This window comes from Pseudomonas sp. DR 5-09, assembly GCF_001655595.1.
Taxonomy (GTDB): domain Bacteria; phylum Pseudomonadota; class Gammaproteobacteria; order Pseudomonadales; family Pseudomonadaceae; genus Aquipseudomonas; species Aquipseudomonas pharyngis.
This window is the reverse complement of the sequence record NZ_CP011566.1, coordinates 3,099,883-3,118,697: the sequence shown is the minus strand read 5'-3', so window position 1 is coordinate 3,118,697 and position 18,815 is coordinate 3,099,883. Positions and strand designations below refer to the sequence as shown.

Annotated in this window: 20 protein-coding genes; 9 read left to right on the top strand and 11 right to left on the bottom strand. The window is 61.8% G+C overall.

Features of this window, described 5'->3' with window-relative positions; translation table 11 throughout:
* Positions 1-32 precede the first annotated feature (32 nt).
* The gene (gene nhaB / locus PDR5_RS13950) at positions 33-1,535 is read left to right on the top strand and encodes a sodium/proton antiporter NhaB (protein ID WP_064596370.1); all 1,503 of its coding nucleotides are present in this window, start codon (positions 33-35) and stop codon (positions 1,533-1,535) included.
* A 46-nt stretch (positions 1,536-1,581) separates the two neighbouring features.
* Here nhaB and PDR5_RS13945 read toward each other — a convergent pair whose 3' ends face one another.
* From PDR5_RS13945 to gnd, 3 genes are read right to left on the bottom strand one after another with little or no spacing between them, the layout of a single operon-like run.
* Positions 1,582-2,391 (bottom strand): Cof-type HAD-IIB family hydrolase, encoded by an 810-nt coding sequence (locus PDR5_RS13945; RefSeq protein ID WP_064596367.1) that lies wholly within the window; start codon positions 2,389-2,391, stop codon positions 1,582-1,584.
* Complete coding sequence (gene zwf, locus PDR5_RS13940; RefSeq protein WP_064596365.1) at positions 2,388-3,911, bottom strand: glucose-6-phosphate dehydrogenase; 1,524 nt, start codon at positions 3,909-3,911, stop codon at positions 2,388-2,390. Before zwf ends, PDR5_RS13945 begins: the two co-directional genes overlap by 4 nt.
* Complete coding sequence (gene gnd / locus PDR5_RS13935) at positions 3,908-4,888, bottom strand: phosphogluconate dehydrogenase (NAD(+)-dependent, decarboxylating) (RefSeq protein WP_064596363.1); 981 nt, start codon at positions 4,886-4,888, stop codon at positions 3,908-3,910. The genes zwf and gnd overlap by 4 nt, the downstream gene beginning before the upstream one ends.
* Positions 4,889-5,161: 273 nt before the next feature.
* Between gnd and PDR5_RS13930 the strand changes: the two genes are divergently transcribed.
* The 3 genes from PDR5_RS13930 to PDR5_RS13920 all read left to right on the top strand — a co-directional run bounded on the left by PDR5_RS13930 (position 5,162) and on the right by PDR5_RS13920 (position 7,744).
* Complete coding sequence (locus tag PDR5_RS13930; RefSeq protein ID WP_007957508.1) at positions 5,162-5,344, top strand: DUF6026 family protein; 183 nt, start codon at positions 5,162-5,164, stop codon at positions 5,342-5,344.
* Between the two features lie 210 nt (positions 5,345-5,554).
* The gene (locus PDR5_RS13925; protein ID WP_064596361.1) at positions 5,555-7,306 is read left to right on the top strand and encodes a phosphoethanolamine transferase CptA; all 1,752 of its coding nucleotides are present in this window, start codon (positions 5,555-5,557) and stop codon (positions 7,304-7,306) included.
* A 231-nt stretch (positions 7,307-7,537) separates the two neighbouring features.
* Entirely contained in the window at positions 7,538-7,744 is a 207-nt protein-coding gene (locus tag PDR5_RS13920; protein WP_007957512.1) for a hypothetical protein, read from the top strand.
* Positions 7,745-7,865: 121 nt separating this feature from the next.
* On the opposite strand, the gene PDR5_RS13915 is transcribed toward PDR5_RS13920, so the two are convergent.
* The 6 genes from PDR5_RS13915 to PDR5_RS13890 form a co-directional block, all read right to left on the bottom strand.
* Positions 7,866-8,447: a DinB family protein gene (locus PDR5_RS13915; protein ID WP_064596359.1), complete on the bottom strand. Its 582-nt coding sequence runs from the start codon at positions 8,445-8,447 to the stop codon at positions 7,866-7,868.
* Between the two features lie 16 nt (positions 8,448-8,463).
* Positions 8,464-9,582: a cell division protein ZapE gene (gene zapE / locus PDR5_RS13910; protein ID WP_064596356.1), complete on the bottom strand. Its 1,119-nt coding sequence runs from the start codon at positions 9,580-9,582 to the stop codon at positions 8,464-8,466.
* Between the two features lie 22 nt (positions 9,583-9,604).
* Entirely contained in the window at positions 9,605-9,946 is a 342-nt protein-coding gene (locus PDR5_RS13905) for a nuclear transport factor 2 family protein (RefSeq protein WP_064596354.1), read from the bottom strand.
* A 51-nt stretch (positions 9,947-9,997) separates the two neighbouring features.
* A complete protein-coding gene (locus PDR5_RS13900; RefSeq protein ID WP_064381780.1) occupies positions 9,998-10,714 on the bottom strand; it encodes a helix-turn-helix transcriptional regulator in 717 nt (238 codons plus the stop codon).
* An 88-nt stretch (positions 10,715-10,802) separates the two neighbouring features.
* Positions 10,803-11,762, bottom strand: a complete 960-nt coding sequence (gene speB, locus PDR5_RS13895; RefSeq protein WP_064596351.1) for an agmatinase — start codon at positions 11,760-11,762, stop codon at positions 10,803-10,805.
* Positions 11,763-11,788: 26 nt separating this feature from the next.
* Complete coding sequence (locus PDR5_RS13890; protein WP_064600804.1) at positions 11,789-12,880, bottom strand: polyamine ABC transporter substrate-binding protein; 1,092 nt, start codon at positions 12,878-12,880, stop codon at positions 11,789-11,791.
* 99 nt (positions 12,881-12,979) lie between these two features.
* On the opposite strand from PDR5_RS13890, the gene PDR5_RS13885 reads away from it, so the two are divergent.
* The 4 genes from PDR5_RS13885 (at position 12,980) to PDR5_RS13870 (ending at position 16,596) form a co-directional block, all read left to right on the top strand.
* Entirely contained in the window at positions 12,980-13,879 is a 900-nt protein-coding gene (locus PDR5_RS13885; protein ID WP_064596348.1) for a LysR family transcriptional regulator, read from the top strand.
* Between the two features lie 99 nt (positions 13,880-13,978).
* The gene (locus PDR5_RS13880; protein ID WP_064596346.1) at positions 13,979-15,445 is read left to right on the top strand and encodes a nucleobase:cation symporter-2 family protein; all 1,467 of its coding nucleotides are present in this window, start codon (positions 13,979-13,981) and stop codon (positions 15,443-15,445) included.
* A 69-nt stretch (positions 15,446-15,514) separates the two neighbouring features.
* Positions 15,515-15,988, top strand: a complete 474-nt coding sequence (locus PDR5_RS13875) for an LEA type 2 family protein (RefSeq protein ID WP_007957522.1) — start codon at positions 15,515-15,517, stop codon at positions 15,986-15,988.
* Positions 15,989-16,038: 50 nt separating this feature from the next.
* Positions 16,039-16,596: a GNAT family N-acetyltransferase gene (locus PDR5_RS13870; protein WP_064596344.1), complete on the top strand. Its 558-nt coding sequence runs from the start codon at positions 16,039-16,041 to the stop codon at positions 16,594-16,596.
* Here PDR5_RS13870 and PDR5_RS13865 read toward each other — a convergent pair.
* Positions 16,586-17,509: a carbon-nitrogen hydrolase family protein gene (locus PDR5_RS13865; protein ID WP_064596342.1), complete on the bottom strand. Its 924-nt coding sequence runs from the start codon at positions 17,507-17,509 to the stop codon at positions 16,586-16,588. The two genes, PDR5_RS13870 and PDR5_RS13865, sit on opposite strands and share 11 nt — an antisense overlap.
* A gap of 84 nt (positions 17,510-17,593) precedes the next feature.
* On the opposite strand from PDR5_RS13865, the gene PDR5_RS13860 reads away from it, so the two are divergent.
* Entirely contained in the window at positions 17,594-18,508 is a 915-nt protein-coding gene (locus tag PDR5_RS13860; protein ID WP_064596340.1) for a LysR family transcriptional regulator, read from the top strand.
* On the opposite strand, the gene PDR5_RS13855 is transcribed toward PDR5_RS13860, so the two are convergent.
* The gene (locus PDR5_RS13855) at positions 18,509-18,763 is read right to left on the bottom strand and encodes a hypothetical protein (RefSeq protein WP_007957535.1); all 255 of its coding nucleotides are present in this window, start codon (positions 18,761-18,763) and stop codon (positions 18,509-18,511) included. It abuts the gene before it with no gap.
* Positions 18,764-18,815 lie beyond the last annotated feature (52 nt).

Below are 18,815 nucleotides of genomic sequence, written 5' to 3'. Positions count from 1 at the left end.
ACTTGCGCGCTTCTTAATACAAGGAGCAACCAATGTCCGGTTCGATGGCCCAGGCGTTCGCGCACAACTTTCTCGGGCATTCACCCCGCTGGTACAAGGCGTGTATCGTCGGGTTTCTGCTGCTCAATGCGCTGGTGCTGTGGGCCGCAGGTCCGGTCGCCGCCGGCTGGTTGCTGGTGATCGAGTTCATTTTCACCTTGGCCATGGCGCTCAAGTGCTACCCGCTGATGCCCGGCGGCTTGTTGCTGATCGAAGCGCTGCTGCTGAAGATGACCACGCCCCAGGCGCTGTACGAAGAGCTGCAGCACAATTTCCCGGTGATTCTGCTGCTGATGTTCATGGTCGCCGGCATCTACTTCATGAAAGACCTGCTGCTGTTCCTGTTCTCGCGCCTGCTGCTGGGCGTGCGTTCAAAGGCACTGCTGGCCCTGATGTTCTGTTTTCTGTCGGCATTTCTTTCGGCGTTTCTCGACGCGCTGACCGTCACCGCAGTGATCATCAGCGCCGCCGTCGGCTTCTATTCGGTTTATCACCGGGTGGCCTCCGGCAACGACCCGCGCGAGGACAGCGAATTCAGCGATGACCGGCATCTGCCCCAACTGCATCACGAGGATCTGGAACAGTTTCGCGCCTTTCTGCGCAGCCTGCTGATGCACGGCGCGGTCGGCACCGCACTGGGCGGTGTCTGCACGTTGGTCGGCGAACCGCAGAATCTGTTGATCGGCCACGAAATGGGTTGGCACTTCGCCGAGTTTTTCCAGAAGGTCGCGCCGGTGTCGCTGCCGGTGCTGGTCGCGGGACTGGTGACCTGCCTGTTGCTGGAGAAACTGCGCTGGTTCGGCTACGGCACGCTGCTGCCGGACAACGTACGTGCAGTGCTCGCCAACTACGCCGCCGAAGACAACGCCGAACGCACGCCACGCCAACGCGCCGCCCTGCTGGTACAAGGCTGCGCTGCGCTGATCCTGATTGCCGGGCTGGCGTTCCATATTGCGGAAGTCGGGTTGATCGGCCTGATGGTGATTGTGTTGATCACTGCATTCACCGGGATCACCGACGAGCACCGACTGGGCAGCGCATTCAAGGACGCCATGCCGTTCACCGCGCTGCTGGTGGTGTTCTTCGCCGTGGTGGCGGTGATTCACGACCAGCAACTGTTTGCGCCACTGATTCAATGGGTGCTGGCACTGCCGGCGGAGCAGCAACCGGGGATGCTGTTCATCGCCAACGGTCTGCTGTCTGCAATCAGCGACAACGTGTTCGTCGCCACGATCTACATCACCGAAGTGAAACAGGCGTTCCTGTCCGGACACATGAGCCGCGAACATTTCGAGACGCTGGCGATTGCGATCAACACCGGCACCAACCTGCCCAGCGTGGCGACGCCCAATGGTCAGGCGGCGTTTCTGTTTCTGCTGACGTCGGCGATTGCGCCGCTGGTGCGGTTGTCTTACGGGCGGATGGTGTGGATGGCGTTGCCTTACACCGTGGTGATGGGATTGCTTGGCTGGTATGCCGTGAGTTACTGGCTGTAAAAACAACAACGGGAGCCGAAAAGGCTCCCGTTTTTTTATGCCTCGATCAATGCGGCAAGATGTACTTTTCGATGGCTTGCGCCACACCATCCTCGGTGTTCGGCCCCGTCACCACGTCGGCCTGACGCTTCACCGCGTCTTCTGCCTGCCCCATGGCTATCGACAACCCGGCAACATGGAACATCGCCGGATCATTGCCGCCATCGCCAATCGCAGCCGTCTGCGCCAGCGGCACACCGAGGTGTTCAGCCAGCGTGACCAGCGCCGAGCCCTTGTTCGCCTCGACTGCCGTCACGTCCAGGTACACCGGTTGCGAGCGCGACACCTGCGCGAGGCCCTCGACCTTCGGCAGCAAACGCGCCTCCAGCTCGATCAGCAGTTCGGTGTTGTTGCTGGTGGCCACGATCTTGTCGATGCGCTCCAGATACGGCTCGAAACTCTCCACCACCACCGGCGGATAACCCAGCCCGTGCTGCTCGCGCGGCACCATCGGCCCGTGCGGATCCTTGAGCAGCCAGTCACCACCGCTGAACACCCAGATTTCGACATCCGGCTGATCGGCAAACAGCGCCAGCGCCGTCAGCGCGGCCGTGGCCGGCAGGTAATGCGCGACCAGAATGCTGCCATCCGGGTTGACGATCGTGCCGCCGTTGAACGCGGCGGTCGGCAGATCGACACCCAGCGCTTCGATCTGCTGCAGCATGGCTTTGGGCGGCCGCCCCGTGGCGAGACTGAACAGCACGCCCGCTTCGCGCAGCGAACGAACCGCGTCAATCGTGCGCTGACTCAGGCTGTGGTCGGGCAGCAACAGCGTGCCGTCCATGTCACTCAACAGAAAACGGATCGGCTCGCTCATCCGAGACCATGCCAGACGCGACCATCGCGAGTCAGCAGGTCATCGGCGGCTTTCGGCCCGTCTTCGCCGGCGGCGTAGGTTTGTACGCTGGCGTCCTGTTGCCAGGCGTCGAGGAACGGCTGTACCGCTCGCCAGCCGTTCTCGATGTTGTCGGCGCGCTGGAACAGCGTCTGATCGCCGGTCAGGCAGTCGTAGATCAGGGTTTCGTAGCCGGTGGACGGCTGCATTTCGAAGAAGTCCTTGTAGGCGAAACCCAGCTCGATGTTGGCCATGTTCAGCGCCGGCCCCGGCCGTTTGGCCAGCAGGTCGAACCACATGCCTTCGTTGGGCTGGATCTGGATACGCAGGTAGGTCGGCTGCAATTCGTCGACCTCGGTATCCCGGAACTGCGCATACGGCGCCGGTTTGAAGCAGATGACGATCTCGGTGTCACGCACGCTCATGCGTTTGCCGGTGCGCAGGTAGAACGGCACGCCGACCCAGCGCCAGTTGTCGATCATCACTTTCAGCGCCACGTAGGTTTCCGTGGTGCTTTCGGGCGAGACGTTGTTTTCATCGCGATAACCGGCCACCGGTTTGCCAGCGACTTCACCGGCGCTGTATTGGCCGCGTACCGAGTTTTCCCGTGCTTCTTCGATAGTCCAGGGGCGGATCGCGCCGACCACCTTGGCCTTCTCGCCCCGCACCGCATCGGCGCCGAACGCGGCCGGCGGCTCCATCGCAACCATGGCCAGCAACTGGAACAGGTGGTTGGGCACCATGTCCCGCAGGGCGCCGGTGTGTTCGTAAAAACTGCCACGGGTTTCGACGCCGACGGTTTCGGCGGCGGTGATTTGCACGTGGTCGATGTAGTGGTTGTTCCAGAACGCTTCGAACAGGCTGTTGGAGAACCGGCTGACCAGAATGTTCTGCACGGTTTCCTTGCCCAGATAGTGATCGATCCGGTAGATCTGCTTTTCCGACATGACCTTGAGCAGGCAGGCGTTCAACGCCTCGGCGGTTTGCAGGTCGGAGCCGAACGGTTTCTCGATCACCACCCTTCTGAAGGCTTCCGGGGTTTCTTCGAGCAACCCGGCGCTGCCGAGACGGCGCACCACTTCGCTGAAGAAACGTGGCGCGGTGGCCAGGTAGAACACCGCATTGCCAGTGCCGCTGTCGGCGATTTTTGCCGCCAGAGCTGAATAGGTGCTGTCGTCCAGGAAGTCGCCCTGGACGTAGCTGATGCCTTTGGCGAGTTTGGCCCACAAGGCCGGATCAAGCATCTGATCGCCCTTGCCGACCTTGGCTGCCACTTCGGTGCGGATGAAATCTTCGAGCTTCTGCGCGAAGGCTTCATCGGTAATGGCGTTATGGTCAACGCCAACGATCCGCAGGCCATCATCCAGCAGGCCGTCGCGACTCAGGTTGTACAGCGCCGGCATGAGCAGGCGCTTGACCAGATCACCGTGGGCGCCGAACAGAAACAGCGTGGTCGGTGGCGCGGGTTCTGCCTTGGATTTCCTGCGGATCGTATGGGTCATTTCTTCGGAGTCTCCACATGGCCGCCGAAGCCGAAGCGCTGGGCCGAAAGAATCTTGTCGCCGAAAGTGCCCTGGCCGCGGGAGCGGTAGCGCGAGAACAGCGAGTTGGACAGCACCGGTACCGGCACCTTTTGTTCCATGGCCGCTTCGATGGTCCATTGACCTTCGCCGCTGTCGGCCACGGAACCGGAGAAACCGTCGAGTTTCGGATCGACCGCCAGGGCATCGGCGGTCAGGTCGAGCAGCCACGACGACACCACGCTGCCGCGACGCCAGACTTCGGCGATGTCGGCCACGTTCAGGTCGAAACGCTGATCTTCCGGCAGGAGCTCGCTGGATTTGGTCTTGAGGATGTCGAAGCCTTCGGCGAAAGCCGCCATCATCCCGTACTCAATCCCGTTGTGGATCATCTTGACGAAGTGACCGGCACCGGCGGGACCGGCGTGGATGTAGCCGTGCTCGGCACGGTGGTCATCGGACTTGCGGTCCCTGGTGCGCGGGATGTCGCCCATGCCCGGCGCCAGCGCGGCGAACAGCGGATCCAGACGCTTAACGGTCTCGGCATCGCCGCCGATCATCATGCAGTAGCCGCGCTCCAGGCCCCAGACGCCGCCGGAGGTGCCGACGTCGATGTAGTGCAGGCCCTTCTCGGCCAGGGTTTTGGCCCGGCGGATGTCGTCCTTGTAGTTGGTGTTGCCGCCATCGATGATGGTGTCGCCCGCTTCGAGCAGCGTGCTCAGGGTTTCGATGGTGTCTTCAGTCGGTGCGCCGGCCGGCAGCATGACCCACACGGCACGCGGCTTGGCCAGGCCTGCGACCAGTGCAGGCAGATCGGCGACGCCGGTAGAGCCCTCGGCGGCCAGGGTGTCGACAAAGGCGGTATTGCGGTCGTAAACAACGGTGGTGTGACCGTTGAGCATCAGACGTCGCGCAATATTGCCGCCCATGCGGCCCAGTCCAATAATCCCGAGTTGCATGTGCTGATGCTCCTTACTACAAATAAAAGTGTGTCAAAGGTTATAGCCCAACGTGAATCATGGAGCTTAGTCCAGAGCGTCGGTGTGAAGTTTCCGGGCATTGTGCCCGATCCAGACTGATAACGTCGGGAAACGTGCCGAAGACACAACGACCATGAAAAATAAAAAAGTTCCATTCACGAGCAAAAGAAATCAAAATCGGCGCCGATAGTATGTCAGCAACCGAATTCGGGGCTGAACTACAGTTGAGACACGCCATTTGCGAGGTGAGCAATGGGCACAGTACACACAGCAATGCCGCCACAAACCCTGTACGTCACCATCCGTCGTGATGAATTGCGTCAGTTGAAAGATGAACGCGACCAGCTCAAGCAGGAACTCGCGCAATTGCGCCTGCTGACCCAAGGCGCCGAGCCGCAGCCCTTGCCACGCGTACAGCGCTCGCCCCACGCCTGATCCCCGCCCGCTTCGGGAGCAGCCATTGCTGTTCCCGACATGCTGCACCTCCTGCCCTTTTCGGCAACTAACAAAGTTTTCACATTCGCTTGTTGATACTCCCGCGCATTCTGGCCGTGCGTCTGTGCGCATGGCCTCCGTTCGTCGGGCTCATGCGTCCTTTGCATGAAACGCCCGGTGGTGGATGTAACGACTGAGCTGGAGTGCTGAATGGCGGTGTTCAAACGCAGCAATACGACTGCGACAGGTTTCGACTGGGCCGGTTTTATCTGGCTGTTCGTGTTCTTCTGGTACTTCTCCGGTATCACCCAACTGCTGATCCAGTTGACGGGCACCTCAGGGTTCACCGGGTTCCGCCAGGCCTTCGTGATGAGCGCCGTGTGGCTCGCGCCGATGCTGCTGTTCCCCAAACGCACCCGTCTGCTCGCCGCGCTGATCGGCGTGGTGTTGTGGGCCTGCTCGATGGCCAGCCTGGGTTACTTCTTCATCTACCAGCAGGAATTCTCCCAGAGCGTGATCTTCATCATGTTCGAGTCGAACGTGTCCGAAGCTGGCGAGTACATGACCCAGTACTTCGCCTGGTGGATGGTCCCGGCGTTCCTCGCGCACACCGCGTTCGCCTATTTCCTGTGGACCCGCTTGCGTCCGGTGTACCTGCCCCGTGGCCGGGCATTCGTCGCCGCCATGGCAATCCTGGTGGCCGTGATCGGTTATCCGCTGGTCAAGCAGACAATGCGTACCGGCAGCTTCGAGCAAGGCTTCGAGAAATTCGAAACCCGCATCGAACCCGCCGTGCCGTGGCAGATGGCCGTGGCTTATCACCGTTATCAGGAAACCCTGGCCGACATGCAGGGCATGCTGCACAGCGCGAGCAAGATCCCGCCGCTGAAAAACCTCAAGGACTCGGGCGCCAATCAGCCGGCGACTCTGGTGCTGGTCATCGGCGAGTCCACCAATCGCCAGCGCATGAGCCTCTACGGTTACCCGCGCAAAACCACGCCGGAACTGGACAAGCTCAAGGATCAGCTGACGGTTTTCGACAACGTCATTACCCCGCGTCCTTACACCATTGAAGCGCTGCAACAGGTGCTGACCTTCGCCGACGAAGAAAACCCGGACCTGTACCTGTCCACGCCGTCGCTGGTCAGCATGATGAAACAGGCCGGCTACAAGACGTTCTGGATCACCAACCAGCAGACCATGACCAAACGCAATACCATGCTCACGACCTTCTCCGAACAGGCCGATGAGCAGGTGTACCTGAACAACAACCGCAACCAGAACGCCGCGCAGTACGACGGCGACGTGATCGAGCCGTTCAACAAGGCCCTGGCCGACGCGGCGCCGCGCAAGTTGATCGTCGTGCACCTGCTCGGTACGCACATGAGCTACCAGTACCGTTATCCGCCGAGCTTCGACAAGTTCCAGGATCGCAACGGCGTTCCGGCCGGTGTGCGTGACGATCAGGTGCCGACCTATAACAGCTACGACAACGCGGTGCTGTACAACGACTTCGTGGTCTCGAGCCTGATCAAGGACTACGCCAAGTCCGATCCGAACGGCTTCCTGCTCTACCTCTCCGACCACGGTGAAGACGTGTTCGACTCGGTGGGCCACAGCACGCTGGGTCGCAACGAAAACAAGCCGACGGCGCCGATGTACACCATTCCGTTCATGGCCTGGGCGTCGCCGAAGTGGCGTGAAAACCACGACTGGAGTTTCGCCGGGGATCTGAGCCGCCCTTACAGCAGCTCGCACCTGATCCACACCTGGGCGGACCTGGCCGGTTTGAGTTTCGATGAACTGGATCGCAGCAAGAGCCTGGTCAGCGACAGCTTCAAGCCACGTCCACTGTTGATCGGCAACCCTTACGAACGCGAGCAGCGGGCCCTGATCGACTTCAGCCTGATGAAGCCGAAAAAACCCGCGGCCACGACCACGGAAGTGGTGTTGCAGGAGTAACAGAAAGGGCCGGAACCGGCCCTTTTCAACATTTACAATCGTACCGCCCCCTTCCCTTGCAACCTGCACGCGTCATTCACGCGTGCAGCGTTCGTCCGATACGCCGTGGAAATACGCTGTAAAACCTAGACTGAACGAGCGTTAACCTCTTGTTAATGCCCTCGACGGACACTGCGCCCCGAGGCTTAGATTCATGGATGAACGGCTCCGACATTTTTCGTAGGAGGCACCATGAAAACCACGACTGCAATCCTTGCCGGTCTACTCACCCTGGCATCCGCCAGCGCATTCGCCGAAGGCGGCGCCGAGCGCATGAGACATTACTGGGCAAACTTCCCGGTTCATTCCGCACAGAGCCAGCAGGCTGACGCGAAGACCAATGAACTCAAGGTTCCGGACGACCAGACCGCCCAGGTCACCGAGTCCTATCGCCCTTGAGCGAACGCTTTATCGATGGACCTGCGCTGGCCCGGCTCTGGCCTCGCAGATGACAGTTGGGCGCCCTTTCCGGGCGCCTTTTTTTATGCCTGCTGATCCTGGGTCGGCAGAATCCAAGACATCAGTGCCCCCAGATAAGCCCTTCGGTCCAGCCCAGCTCGGCAAAATCCTCGGCTCGCATACCGGATTCGCCGGCACAGAAAAACTCGTCCAGTTGCGGCGGTTTTACCGAGGTGCCGCTGAGCATGGCGTGAACCTGGCCGCGATGGTGGATCTGATGTTCGAACAGGTGCGAGATCATCCGCAGACGGCTGTCGTGCTGTGGCGTGTCGCGGGCGATGGTGACAATGCGCCCCAGATCGGCATCGCGCAGTTGCTCGCAATAGGCGATCAGCCTGCGGTCGACATGGGCCTGTTCCCGGCGCAAGGCCTGTGACTCGGTGAAGGGTTCGTCAGCGTTGAAGAACACGTAGCAATCGGGATGCGGTTCGTCACCGCGCAACTCCCGCTCCAGCGCGTCGACGTAGAACCAGTCGCAGGTGAGGATATGGTTGAGGGTCAGGCGGATGCTCGGGAAGAAACTGGCCCGTGGCGCCGCCAGCTCCGTGTCGTCGAGCTGGCTCCAGGCCTTGGCCAGTCGATGGTTGGCCCAGGCATTCTGATAAGCCATGGTCAGCAAATGATGGGACAGGGGCTGAGTCATGTGGCGCCTCCGTGTTTCAGGTCTCGGCGAAGCGTTGCAGCTGCATCTCCTGCAAGCGGCTGAGGGTCCGGCGGAACGGGAATTCCAGATAGCCCTCGGTATACAGCGCGTCCATCGGCACTTCAGCCTCGATGAACAGCGGCACCTTGCGGTCGTAGCACTCGTCGACCAGCGCGATAAAGCGGCGCACGCCGTCGTCGTGCACCGACAGTTGCGGCAATTCGCGATCGCCGGCCACCACCCGCTCCGCGCCATCCTCGGTGCCACGGGCGATCCGCCCTTCGCGTTTTTTCGCGCTGAGGTTCGGCACCTCGCTCAACAGGATAGCCCGGTAGGTGTCGCACAGCGCGATGAAATCCATGGCGGCGAACGGTTGCTCGCACAGGTCGGCGTAACGGCACCACAGCACCGAATCGCTGGCCTGCACCACGTTCAGGGCACGGTAACCGACCGGCACCGGTTCGCCACTGACGGTTTGCCCGGCCGCCAAGGCGTCGAACACCTGGCTTAGCGCGCTACCCTGCCCCGGCTGAGTGACCCAGTAGCGCTGCTCGATGGCGCCGGGATGCAATCGATGATCTTCGGCGCCGTTTACCGCGACCACTTGCATGTGCTGCTTGATCGCGGTGATCGCCGGCAGGAAGCGGTCGCGGTTGAAGCCGTCGGCATACAGCTGATCCGGTGGCAGGTTGGAAGTGCAGACCACCACCACGCCCTCGTCGAACATCACTTGAAACAAGCGCCCGAGAATGATTGCGTCGCCGATGTCATTGACGAACAGCTCGTCGAAACACAGCACTCGCACTTCAGCCGCCAGCTCACGGGCCAGGGCCCGCAATGGATCGGCGATCCCGGTCAACTGAAAGGAACGCTGGTGCACCCAGCCCATGAAGTGGTGAAAGTGCTGCCGCCGCGCCGGCACCCGCAAGCTCTGATGAAACTGATCCATCAGCCAGGTCTTGCCGCGCCCGACCGGGCCCCACAGGTAAACGCCGGTAACCGAACGGGCACCGGCGTGCAAGGCTTCATGGCATTTTTGCAAGGCCCAGACCGCGTGTTCCTGGGCTTCATCCTGGATGAAGCCCTTGTGGTCGACGGCATATTGCCAGGCGCTCAGGGGGGAGTCGAAAGTCATGCGCGGCAGTATGCCACGACGGCTACAAGGAAATATCCAGCCGAGCGATTTTGCCCTGTTCGTTGAGGCGGAACGTGTAGCGCAGCTCCAGCGGGCTGCCGGGAAACGTTCCGGAGATCAGCCCTTGCACCAGTACTTTGCCGGTGCGCTGCTGGACGCCGAGCACTTCGACCCGTGGCTGATAGCGCTGGGCAGTGTCTTGCATCCAGTCGGCGATGGCCTGCGGGCCGACCTGATGATGGCCCTCATCGAACACATGGGCATCCTCGGCAAAAAAACTGCCGACCCGGGAGGTATCGCGAGCATTGGCAGCATTGATGTACTCAACGATGGCCGGGGCGAGTATCGAGGTGGGATGGAACATGAGTGCAGCTCCTTTTTTCGGGTTCTGTCGCCATCCTAGAACAGCCCTGCGTCAATTCCTGTCAGGAGTGAAACGGCCGTTTTCGTCCAGTTGCATCAGCCGCTGCCAGGTGCGCAGCAGGTCGCTGCGACGCCCCGGATAGCGCTCGCCCTGCAGGCTGGCGGCGGCAATCCGGTCGGTGCGAAACGTACGATAGGCGCCGCGCAATTCGCACCACGCGACGATGATCCGCACCTCGTTGAGAAAACCCAGCGCCAGCGGCCAGATCAACCGCTGGCTCTGCACCTGCTGCGCATCGGCGTAATCGATGTGCAGCTTGGCCTGATCGCGGATGGCGTGGCGGAACACGTTCAACGGCACGGCGTTTTGCGGAAAACCGTAACCCGGCGGCCCGGGCATGACAGTCGGATTGCGCAGCGCCTCCTGGGCCTGCGGGTCCAGCACCGCAGCGATTTTCGCCAGTGCATCCGCCGCAGCCTTGCTCAGCACTTCGTCGCCGCGCTGATCGACATAACGCAGGCCCAGCACGATGGCTTCGGTCTCGTCGGCGTTGAGCATCAGCGGCGGCAGAAACAGACCGCTGCGCAGCACATACCCGATGCCCGCCTCGCCATGGATCGGCGCGCCGAGGGCGGTCAGTTCGGCGATATCGCGATAGAGGGTGCGTTCGGAGATTTCCAGTTCGGACGCCAGCGTTGCTGCGGTGACCGGGCGTTTCTTGCCACGCAGCACTTGCAACAGGGTCAACAGTCGAGTGGTTCGCGACACGGTGTGAGGCTCTGGGCAGAAATTTGCCGGAGCTTAGCAGAGCCTGGTGTCAGAAATTGTCAGGAGCTTTCACCAGGCTCGGAGGGGATCACGCGTCGACTTTGTGCCGGGCCGCGTACAGGCAAAGCATCTCCATGGCCAGGGTTGCCGCCGCCAGCGACGTCACATCCGCATGGTCATAGGCCGGCGCCACTTCCACCACGTCCATGCCCACCAGATTGATCCCGCGCAGGCCGCCGAGGATCTCCAGCGCCTGTACCGTGCTCAACCCGCCGCACACCGGCGTACCGGTGCCCGGCGCAAAGGCCGGATCCAGACAATCGATGTCGAACGTCAGGTACACCGGGTGATCGCCGACCCGCGCGCGGATCACTTCGACAATGGCTTCGCAACCACGGCGATGCACCTGCCGCGCATCGAGCACCTGAAAGCCCTGATGATCGTCGTTGGTGGTGCGCAAACCGATCTGCACCGAACGCGCCGGATCCACCAACCCTTCCCGCGCTGCGTGCCAGAACATGGTGCCGTGATCGACCCGTTTGCCTCCCTCGTCCGGCCAGGTGTCGCTGTGGGCATCGAAGTGGATCAGCGACAACGTGCCGTGCTTGCGCGCATGGGCCTTGAGCAGCGGATAGCTGATGAAATGATCGCCGCCGAAGGTGAGCATGGCGCTGCCGGAGCTGAGGATGTGCTCGGCGTGGGCTTCGATGCTTTCCGGGATGGTGTGCGGCGAGCCGTAATCGAAGTCGCAATCGCCGTAATCGATCACCGCCAGATGATCGAACGGGTCGAACGTCCATGGCCAGTGCCGTTCCCAGGCAATTCCGGTGGACGCTGCGCGAATCCCGCGCGGCCCGAAACGAGCGCCAGGACGGTTGCTGGTGGCGGTGTCGAACGGCACACCGCTGACCGCCACGTCCACGCCGCGCAGGTCGCGGCTGTAGCGTCGGCGCATGAAACTGGTGATCCCGGCGTAAGTGCTTTCGGCAGCAGTGCCGTAAAGGCTGTCACGGGTCAGGGCCTGATCGTTTTGCACTGGCACGTCCATCGGTGTGCTCCTGTTGTTATGAAAGGCTATTGGCGGCTACGGAAAGTGGTCCACAGGCGTGTGCGTTGGCGCATGTCCTTGAGGCTCATGCTGTGGTCGGCGTACAGCCGCTCGCGCACTTCGGGTTTTGGGAAAATGTCCGGATCGCTGCGCACCGCCTCATCCACCAGCGGCGTGGCGGCCTGGTTGGCGGTGGCGAAGAACAGCGTATTGGTCAGCGCCGCCACGGATTCGGGGCGCAACATGAACTCGATGAAAGTCCTTGCGGCTTCGGGGTGGGGCGCGTCTTTCGGGATGGCGAGGTTGTCCTGCCACACCAGTGTGCCTTCCTTGGGAATCCGGTAAGCGACTTCGAACGGCTTGTTGGCCTTGCGCGCCTGATCGGCGGCCATGCTCGCGTCACCGTTGTAGGTCAGCGCCAGGCAGACGCTGCCGTTGGCCAGATCATTGATCTGCCGACCGGTGGCGACGTACAGCACCGAGGGCTGCAACTGCTGTAACAAGGCTTCGGCGGCGGCCAGATCTTTCTTGTCGGTGCTGTAGGGATCTTTCCCGAGATAGTGCAGCGCCAGGCCGATCACTTCCTGTGGCGAATCGAGAATCGCGATCCCGCAATCCTTGAGCTTGCTGGCGTATTCGGGCTTGAACAGCAGATCGAGGCTGTTGAGCGGCACGTCGGGCAGCCGCTGCTTCACGGCTTCGACGTTCATGCCCAGGCCGAGCGTGCCCCAAGTGTAAGGCACGCCGTAACGGTTACCGGGATCGACCGCCGCCAGTTTTTCCAGCAGATCCGGATCGAGATTGGGGTAACCCTTGAGCCCTTCGTGGGGGATCTCCTTCAACGCGCCGGCGGCCAACCCACGGGCCAGCACGCTGGACGAAGGCACCACCACGTCGTAACCGCTGCCACCGGTGAGCAATTTGGTTTCCAACACCTCTGAGGTATCGAAGGTGTCGTAGCGCACGTGAATGCCGGTTTCCTTTTCGAAGCGCTGCAAGGTTTCCGGCGCCACGTAATCGGCCCAGCTGTAGAGATTGAGCGTCTTCTCTTCGGCCTGGGCGGCGATGGAGACGGTAAGCAACAACGCGGGCAAACACAGCTTGAAGACGGGAGCCATGACGAACACCTGACCGAAGGAAGTGGTGGCAGGATGCGCCGTCGGATACATTCGAAAAATATCAAGTTTGTTAACCTGACTTTATCCAGGAGTAATGTGATGCTCGGTCAGCTCCACGATGTCGATCTTCAGCTTCTACGGCTGTTTCTCGGCGTGGTCGAATCCAATGGTTTCAGCGCAGCCCAGGGTGAACTGGGGCTGAGCCAGTCGAGCATCAGCCAGCAAATGGCCAAGCTTGAAACCCGTCTCGGCTATCGGGTGTGCAACCGGGGCAAGGGCGGTTTCAGCCTGACGCCCAAGGGCGAGCAACTGTTGATTGCGGCGCGGGCGCTGTTCGACTCGATTGAAACCTTCCGCCATCAATCCAACGGCGTCGCCGGGCGCTTGATTGGTGAAGTGCGCCTGGGCCTGTCGGAAGCGGTCGATCAATCGGTGCTGCAACGGGTGGCGGATGCGATCCGCCGGTTTCGCGAGCGGGACGAATCGGTGCGCATCGAGTTGATCAGCGCCATGCCCGGCGAAATGGAGCGCCTGCTGCTGCAACAGCGGCTGGACCTGGCCATCGGTTACTTCTCCCAGGTGCAGAGCGCGTTCGACTACCGCGAGCTGTTCAGCGAAACCCAGCATCTGTATTGCGCGCCCGGCCATCCGCTGTTTACCGACGAGGCCCCTGATGACGCGGCGTTGCATGCCTGCGACCGGGTCGATCACCCGTATCGGTTTTTGCGCAGTGACGAGCCATTTCAGGGCAAGGTCTGCTCGGCACGCTCGGAACAGGTCGAAGGCACCCTCGCCTTCATTCTGTCCGGCAAACACGTCGGTTATCTGCCCAACCATTACGCCCGCCAATGGCAGGACAAGGGCCTGTTGCGGCCAGTGCGCGAAGGCGAGTTGAGCTTTGACGTGGCGTTCCATCTGGCCCGGCATCGGGCGCAAGTACCCGGCGATGCGCAGAAAGCCTTTGAGCAGGATCTGCTCTGCGCCTTTGGTCGAACCTGACCTTTTGGGCAGTTTTAATGCGTTGCCCTCGTCTCCCGCTTACGGCATCCTGCGCACCCATTTTCCGACCCGGCCCCGCATTGCGGCACGCAAACCACCATGACCGTCTCTGAAAAAGCCCCGCGCAACAACGATCTGATCTACGGCCTCAACGACCGTCCGCACTTCACCGCAACGGTGTTTGCCGCCCTGCAACACGTGCTGGCCAGCTTCGTCGGCATCATTACCCCGACCCTGATCATGGGCGGCGCTCTTGGTCTGCAGAGCGAAATCCCGTACCTGATCAGCATGGCGCTGTTCGTTTCCGGCCTCGGCACCTTCGTTCAGGCCAAGCGCTTCGGCCCGGTCGGTTCGGGGCTGCTGTGCCTGCAAGGCACCAGTTTTTCCTTTATCAGCGTGATTCTCAGTGCCGGCTTCATGGTCAAGGCCCGGGGCGGCGGCACCGATGAAATCCTGTCGACGATCTTCGGCGTGTGCTTCTTTGCCGCGTTCATCGAAGTGGTGCTGAGCCAGTTCATCGGCAAGTTGCGCATGCTGATCACCCCGGTGGTGACCGGCACCATCATCACGCTGATGGGCCTGTCGCTGATCAAAGTGGCGATGACCGACATTGCCGGCGGCTTCGGCGCGGCTGATATGGGCGCGGCCAGTCACGTGTTCCTGGCAGCGCTGGTACTGGGCACCATCGTGGTGTTGAACCGGGTCGACGTGCCGTTCCTGCGGTTGGGCGCAATCGTCATCGGCCTGACCCTCGGCTACGTGGTGGCGTGGCTGATGGGCACCGTGGATTTCGCCAACCTGCCCGAAGTGCCGGTGGTCAGCGTGCCGGTGCCGTTCAAGTATGGTTTCAACTTTGATTGGGTGGCGTTCGTGCCGGTGGCGGTGATTTTCCTGGTGTCGCCGCTGGAAGCCGCCGGTGACCTGACTGCCAACTCGATGATCTCGCGGCAACCGGTCAAAGGCCCGCTGTACATCCGCCGGATCAAGTCCGGCCTGCTCGCCGACGGCCTCAACTCGGCCATGGCGGCGGTGTTCAACAGCATGCCGATGGTGACCTTCGCCCAGAACAACGGGGTGATTCAGCTGACTGGTGTGGCCAGCCGCTACGTGGCGTTCTTCATTGCCGGGCTGTTGGTGCTGCTGGGACTGTTCCCGATGATCGGCGCGGTGCTGCAACTGATGCCGAAACCGGTGCTCGGCGGCGCAGAACTGGTGATGTTCGGCACTGTGGCGGTGGCCGGGATCAAGATCCTCGCCGAGGCCGGTCTGCATCGGCGCAACATGCTGATTGTGGCGATTTCCGTAGGCATGGGCCTGGGCATCGCCGCCGTGCCGGAAGTGCTGCGCGAACTGCCGCAGGCGCTGCGCAATATTTTCGAGTCGCCGATCACCGTCGGCGCGCTGTGTGCCATCGTGCTGAATATCTTCCTGCCGGAAGAATTCATCGAACTGGAAGAAGATGACTTCGATCCGGAAGCCTCTATCCTTCAGGTCATGGAAAACCCCGACCTGCCGGCCAAAGCTGAACCCGCAACAAACGCCGCTGTCGCACAGTTGAACCGTTGATCCTGTCCGCTCCATCAAAAAGGGCTGATACCGGCAACGGTTCAGCCCTTTTTCAATGAGAGAGCATCAATGCGCCGCCTCCAAGCCGTCATCCTGTCCCTGCTTCTGCTCTCCCTCAGCGCCTGCGCGCTGTTCCCCAACCGCGACCCGGTGAACATCAACGTGGTCGGCCTCGAACCGCTGCCGAGCCAGGATCTGGAAGTGCGCTTCGCGATCAAGCTGCGCGTGCAGAACCCGAACGAAACGCCCATCGACTACAACGGCATCGCGCTGGATCTGGAGGTCAACGGCCACTCGCTGGCGTCGGGTGTGAGCGATCAGAGCGGCTCGATTCCACGGTTTTCCGAAACCATTGTCAGCGTCCCGGTGAGCATTTCCGCGTTCTCGGTGCTGCGCCAGACCCTCGGCCTGAGCCAGACGCAAACCCTCGACAACCTGCCCTATGTGCTGCGCGGCAAACTGGCGGGCGGGCTGTTTGGCACGATGCGCTTTGTCGATACCGGCAAGCTCAGTCTGCCCAGGGCCAGTGCCGCAACCTGGTAAAGATGCGGTAGTCTGCACGGCCCACTGTCAGAACATGGAAGTTGTGGTTTATGCAAGACACGCCCACGCTGTACACCGAACGGCTGATTTTGCGTCCGCTTGAACTCGCGGATGCCGAGGCCATCCAGCAGCAATTTCCCCACTGGGAAGTGGTGCGTTATCTGAATGTCTTCGTGCCCTGGCCGTATCCGGACGACGGCGCCCTCACCTATCTGCGCGACATTGCGCTGCCTGCCGTTGCAGCCGGCAAAGAGTGGCACTGGACGATTCGCCTCAGATCGGCGCCAGAGCAATTGATCGGCAACATCAGCCTGATGGACGAGCCGGACAACCACCGTGGGTTCTGGCTCGCCCCGGCGTGGCAGGGTCAGGGCCTGATGACCGAAGCCAGCGAAGCCGTGACCCGGTATTGGTTCGAAACCCTCGATCAACCGTTGATGCGCGTACCGAAAGCCGCACCGAACCTCGGTTCGCGAAAGCTATCGGAGCGTAGCGGCATGCGCTTGATTCGCACGGACGAGGATGACTTTGTCGGCGGCCGCTTCCCACGGGAAATCTGGGAAATCACCCGCGAAGAATGGCGGCGCCGACAAACCGTCAAACCGTGAAACGCACGCCCGGTTTAGCCCGCTCATCGACGCTCAACTCGAACACATCCGGCCGCGCATAGTGGCCAACCACGTCGTAGTCGTAGCGGGCGCGCACCAGTTCGGCGGTGTCGATCTCGGCGGTGAGCAAGCCGGCCTCGCCGCGCAACGGCCCGGCCAGCACATCGCCCATCGGCCCGACGATCACGCTGCCGCCGGCGATCAGCGGTCGATCCCCCGGCCAGTTGGCAACTTCCACGCCCAGCTCATTCGGCGAGGCCTGGACTTGACAGGCGCTGACCACAAAACAGCGCCCTTCATGAGCGATGTGGCGCATGCTGACCTGCCACATCTCGCGCTCATCCACGGTCGGCGCACACCAGACCTCAATGCCCTTGGCGTACATCGCCGTGCGCATCAGCGGCATCATGTTTTCCCAGCAGATCACTGCGCCGAGCTTGCCGACCTGAGTGTCGAGCACCGGCAGCGTCGAGCCGTCGCCCTTGCCCCAGATCAGCCGTTCGGTGCCGGTGGGCATCAGTTTGCGGTGCTTGGCTACAAGGCCTGCCTGAGGGTCGAAATACAGCGCCGTGCAATGCAAGGTGCTGCCGGCCCGCTCGATCACGCCGATCACCAGGTTGGCCCCGGTACGTGCCGACAGCCCGGCCAGCGCTTCGGTTTCCGCCCCCGGCACATCGATAGCGTTGGCGAAGTAACGGGCGTAGGCCTCCCGGCCTTCCGGCAAGCGATAACCCAGCTGCGTGCCGAACCCCTCGCCTTTCGGGTAACCGCCGAGCAAAGCTTCGGGCATCACCACCAGCGCGGCGCCGGATTCGATGATCGCGGTTTCCCAGCTCAGGATCTGTTCCAGGGTTTCAGTCTTGCCGCCGGGCAAGGCGCCGATCTGCAGGGCGGCAACGATTGATTTGGGCATGGTGGTCACTCCGTTAAGTTCAGGTGTTGCTCATTCTCCGGCGCCACGGGATCATGAATAAAGACCGATCCACTGCTGAATGATATGAGCCAGATGAATATCGCGACCGTCGACCTCAACCTGCTGAAAGTCTTCGAAGCCCTGCATGAAGAGTCCAGCGCCAGCCGCGCGGCGTTGCGCCTGGGCGTGACCCAATCGGCGGTCAGCGCGGCCTTGCGCCGGTTGCGCGAAGTGTATGGCGATCAACTGTTCGTGCGCACCGGCCGCGGCCTGGCGCCGACGCTCAAGGCCAACCAATTGAAACCGGTGGTCAGCGATGCCCTGAACAAATGCCGGCAAAGCCTGGCGATGGTCGACCCGAACGCCAATCATTACGAAGGACGCTCCGTCACCTTGGGCCTTTCGGATGACTTCGAGATCGCTTACGGCCGGCGGCTGATCGAGGAAATCGCCCGCCGCGCGCCGAAACTGCGGCTGATCTTCCGCCAGACCCACAGCCAGATCGTCGCCCGGGCGCTGATGGAGCGCAGCATCGATCTGGCGATCACCGCCGGCGGATTTGCAGAGCGGCTGCTCAGTCGTCAGGTGTTGGGTGAAGGGGGTTACGCGTGTCTGGTGGATCCGGCGAGCCTTGCGCCCGGCCAGCAACAGATCGATCTGGAGGAATTCGTCACCCGCGAGCACCTTCTGGTGTCGTCGGGCGGCTTTATCGGGATCACCGATGAAGGGCTGGCGGCGCTGGGCCGGACTCGCCGGGTCTGCGCCTCGACCACGCATTTCGCCGCGTTGCCGCATCTGCTCAAGGGCAGCGAGGCGGTGGCGACCATTCCCACCCACGCGGCGCAGGCCATTGCCTCACTGAGCGGGCTGGTGCTGCTGCCCTGCCCGCTGGCGCTGCCGCGCTACCCGATCGAACTGGGCTGGCGCACCAGCACCCAGATCGATCCGGTGGTGCTGACGGTGCGCGAAGCGATTGGCGCCAGCTTCAGAACCGAGTGATTACTTGTTGGCCGCCATCAGGCGATTGACTTCACTGCGCACCATGTTGGCGAATTCCGGCGGCGACATGCCGTCCAGTTCCGCGCGCACGAACTCGGCCCATTTGCCCTTGCGCTTGGAGCGCTCGCCGAACAACCGCGCGGCCTCGCCCTTGGCTTTGCCCAGATTGTTCTGCCAGAGTTCGAACAGTCGGGATTTCTCATCTTCCAGCGCGGCGCGCTCTGCGAGGGATTTGTCGGCCAGATTGAAACTCATCGGGAATTACCTGCTGCATGAAATGGCGACATCTTACACGCTGGACGGAAAC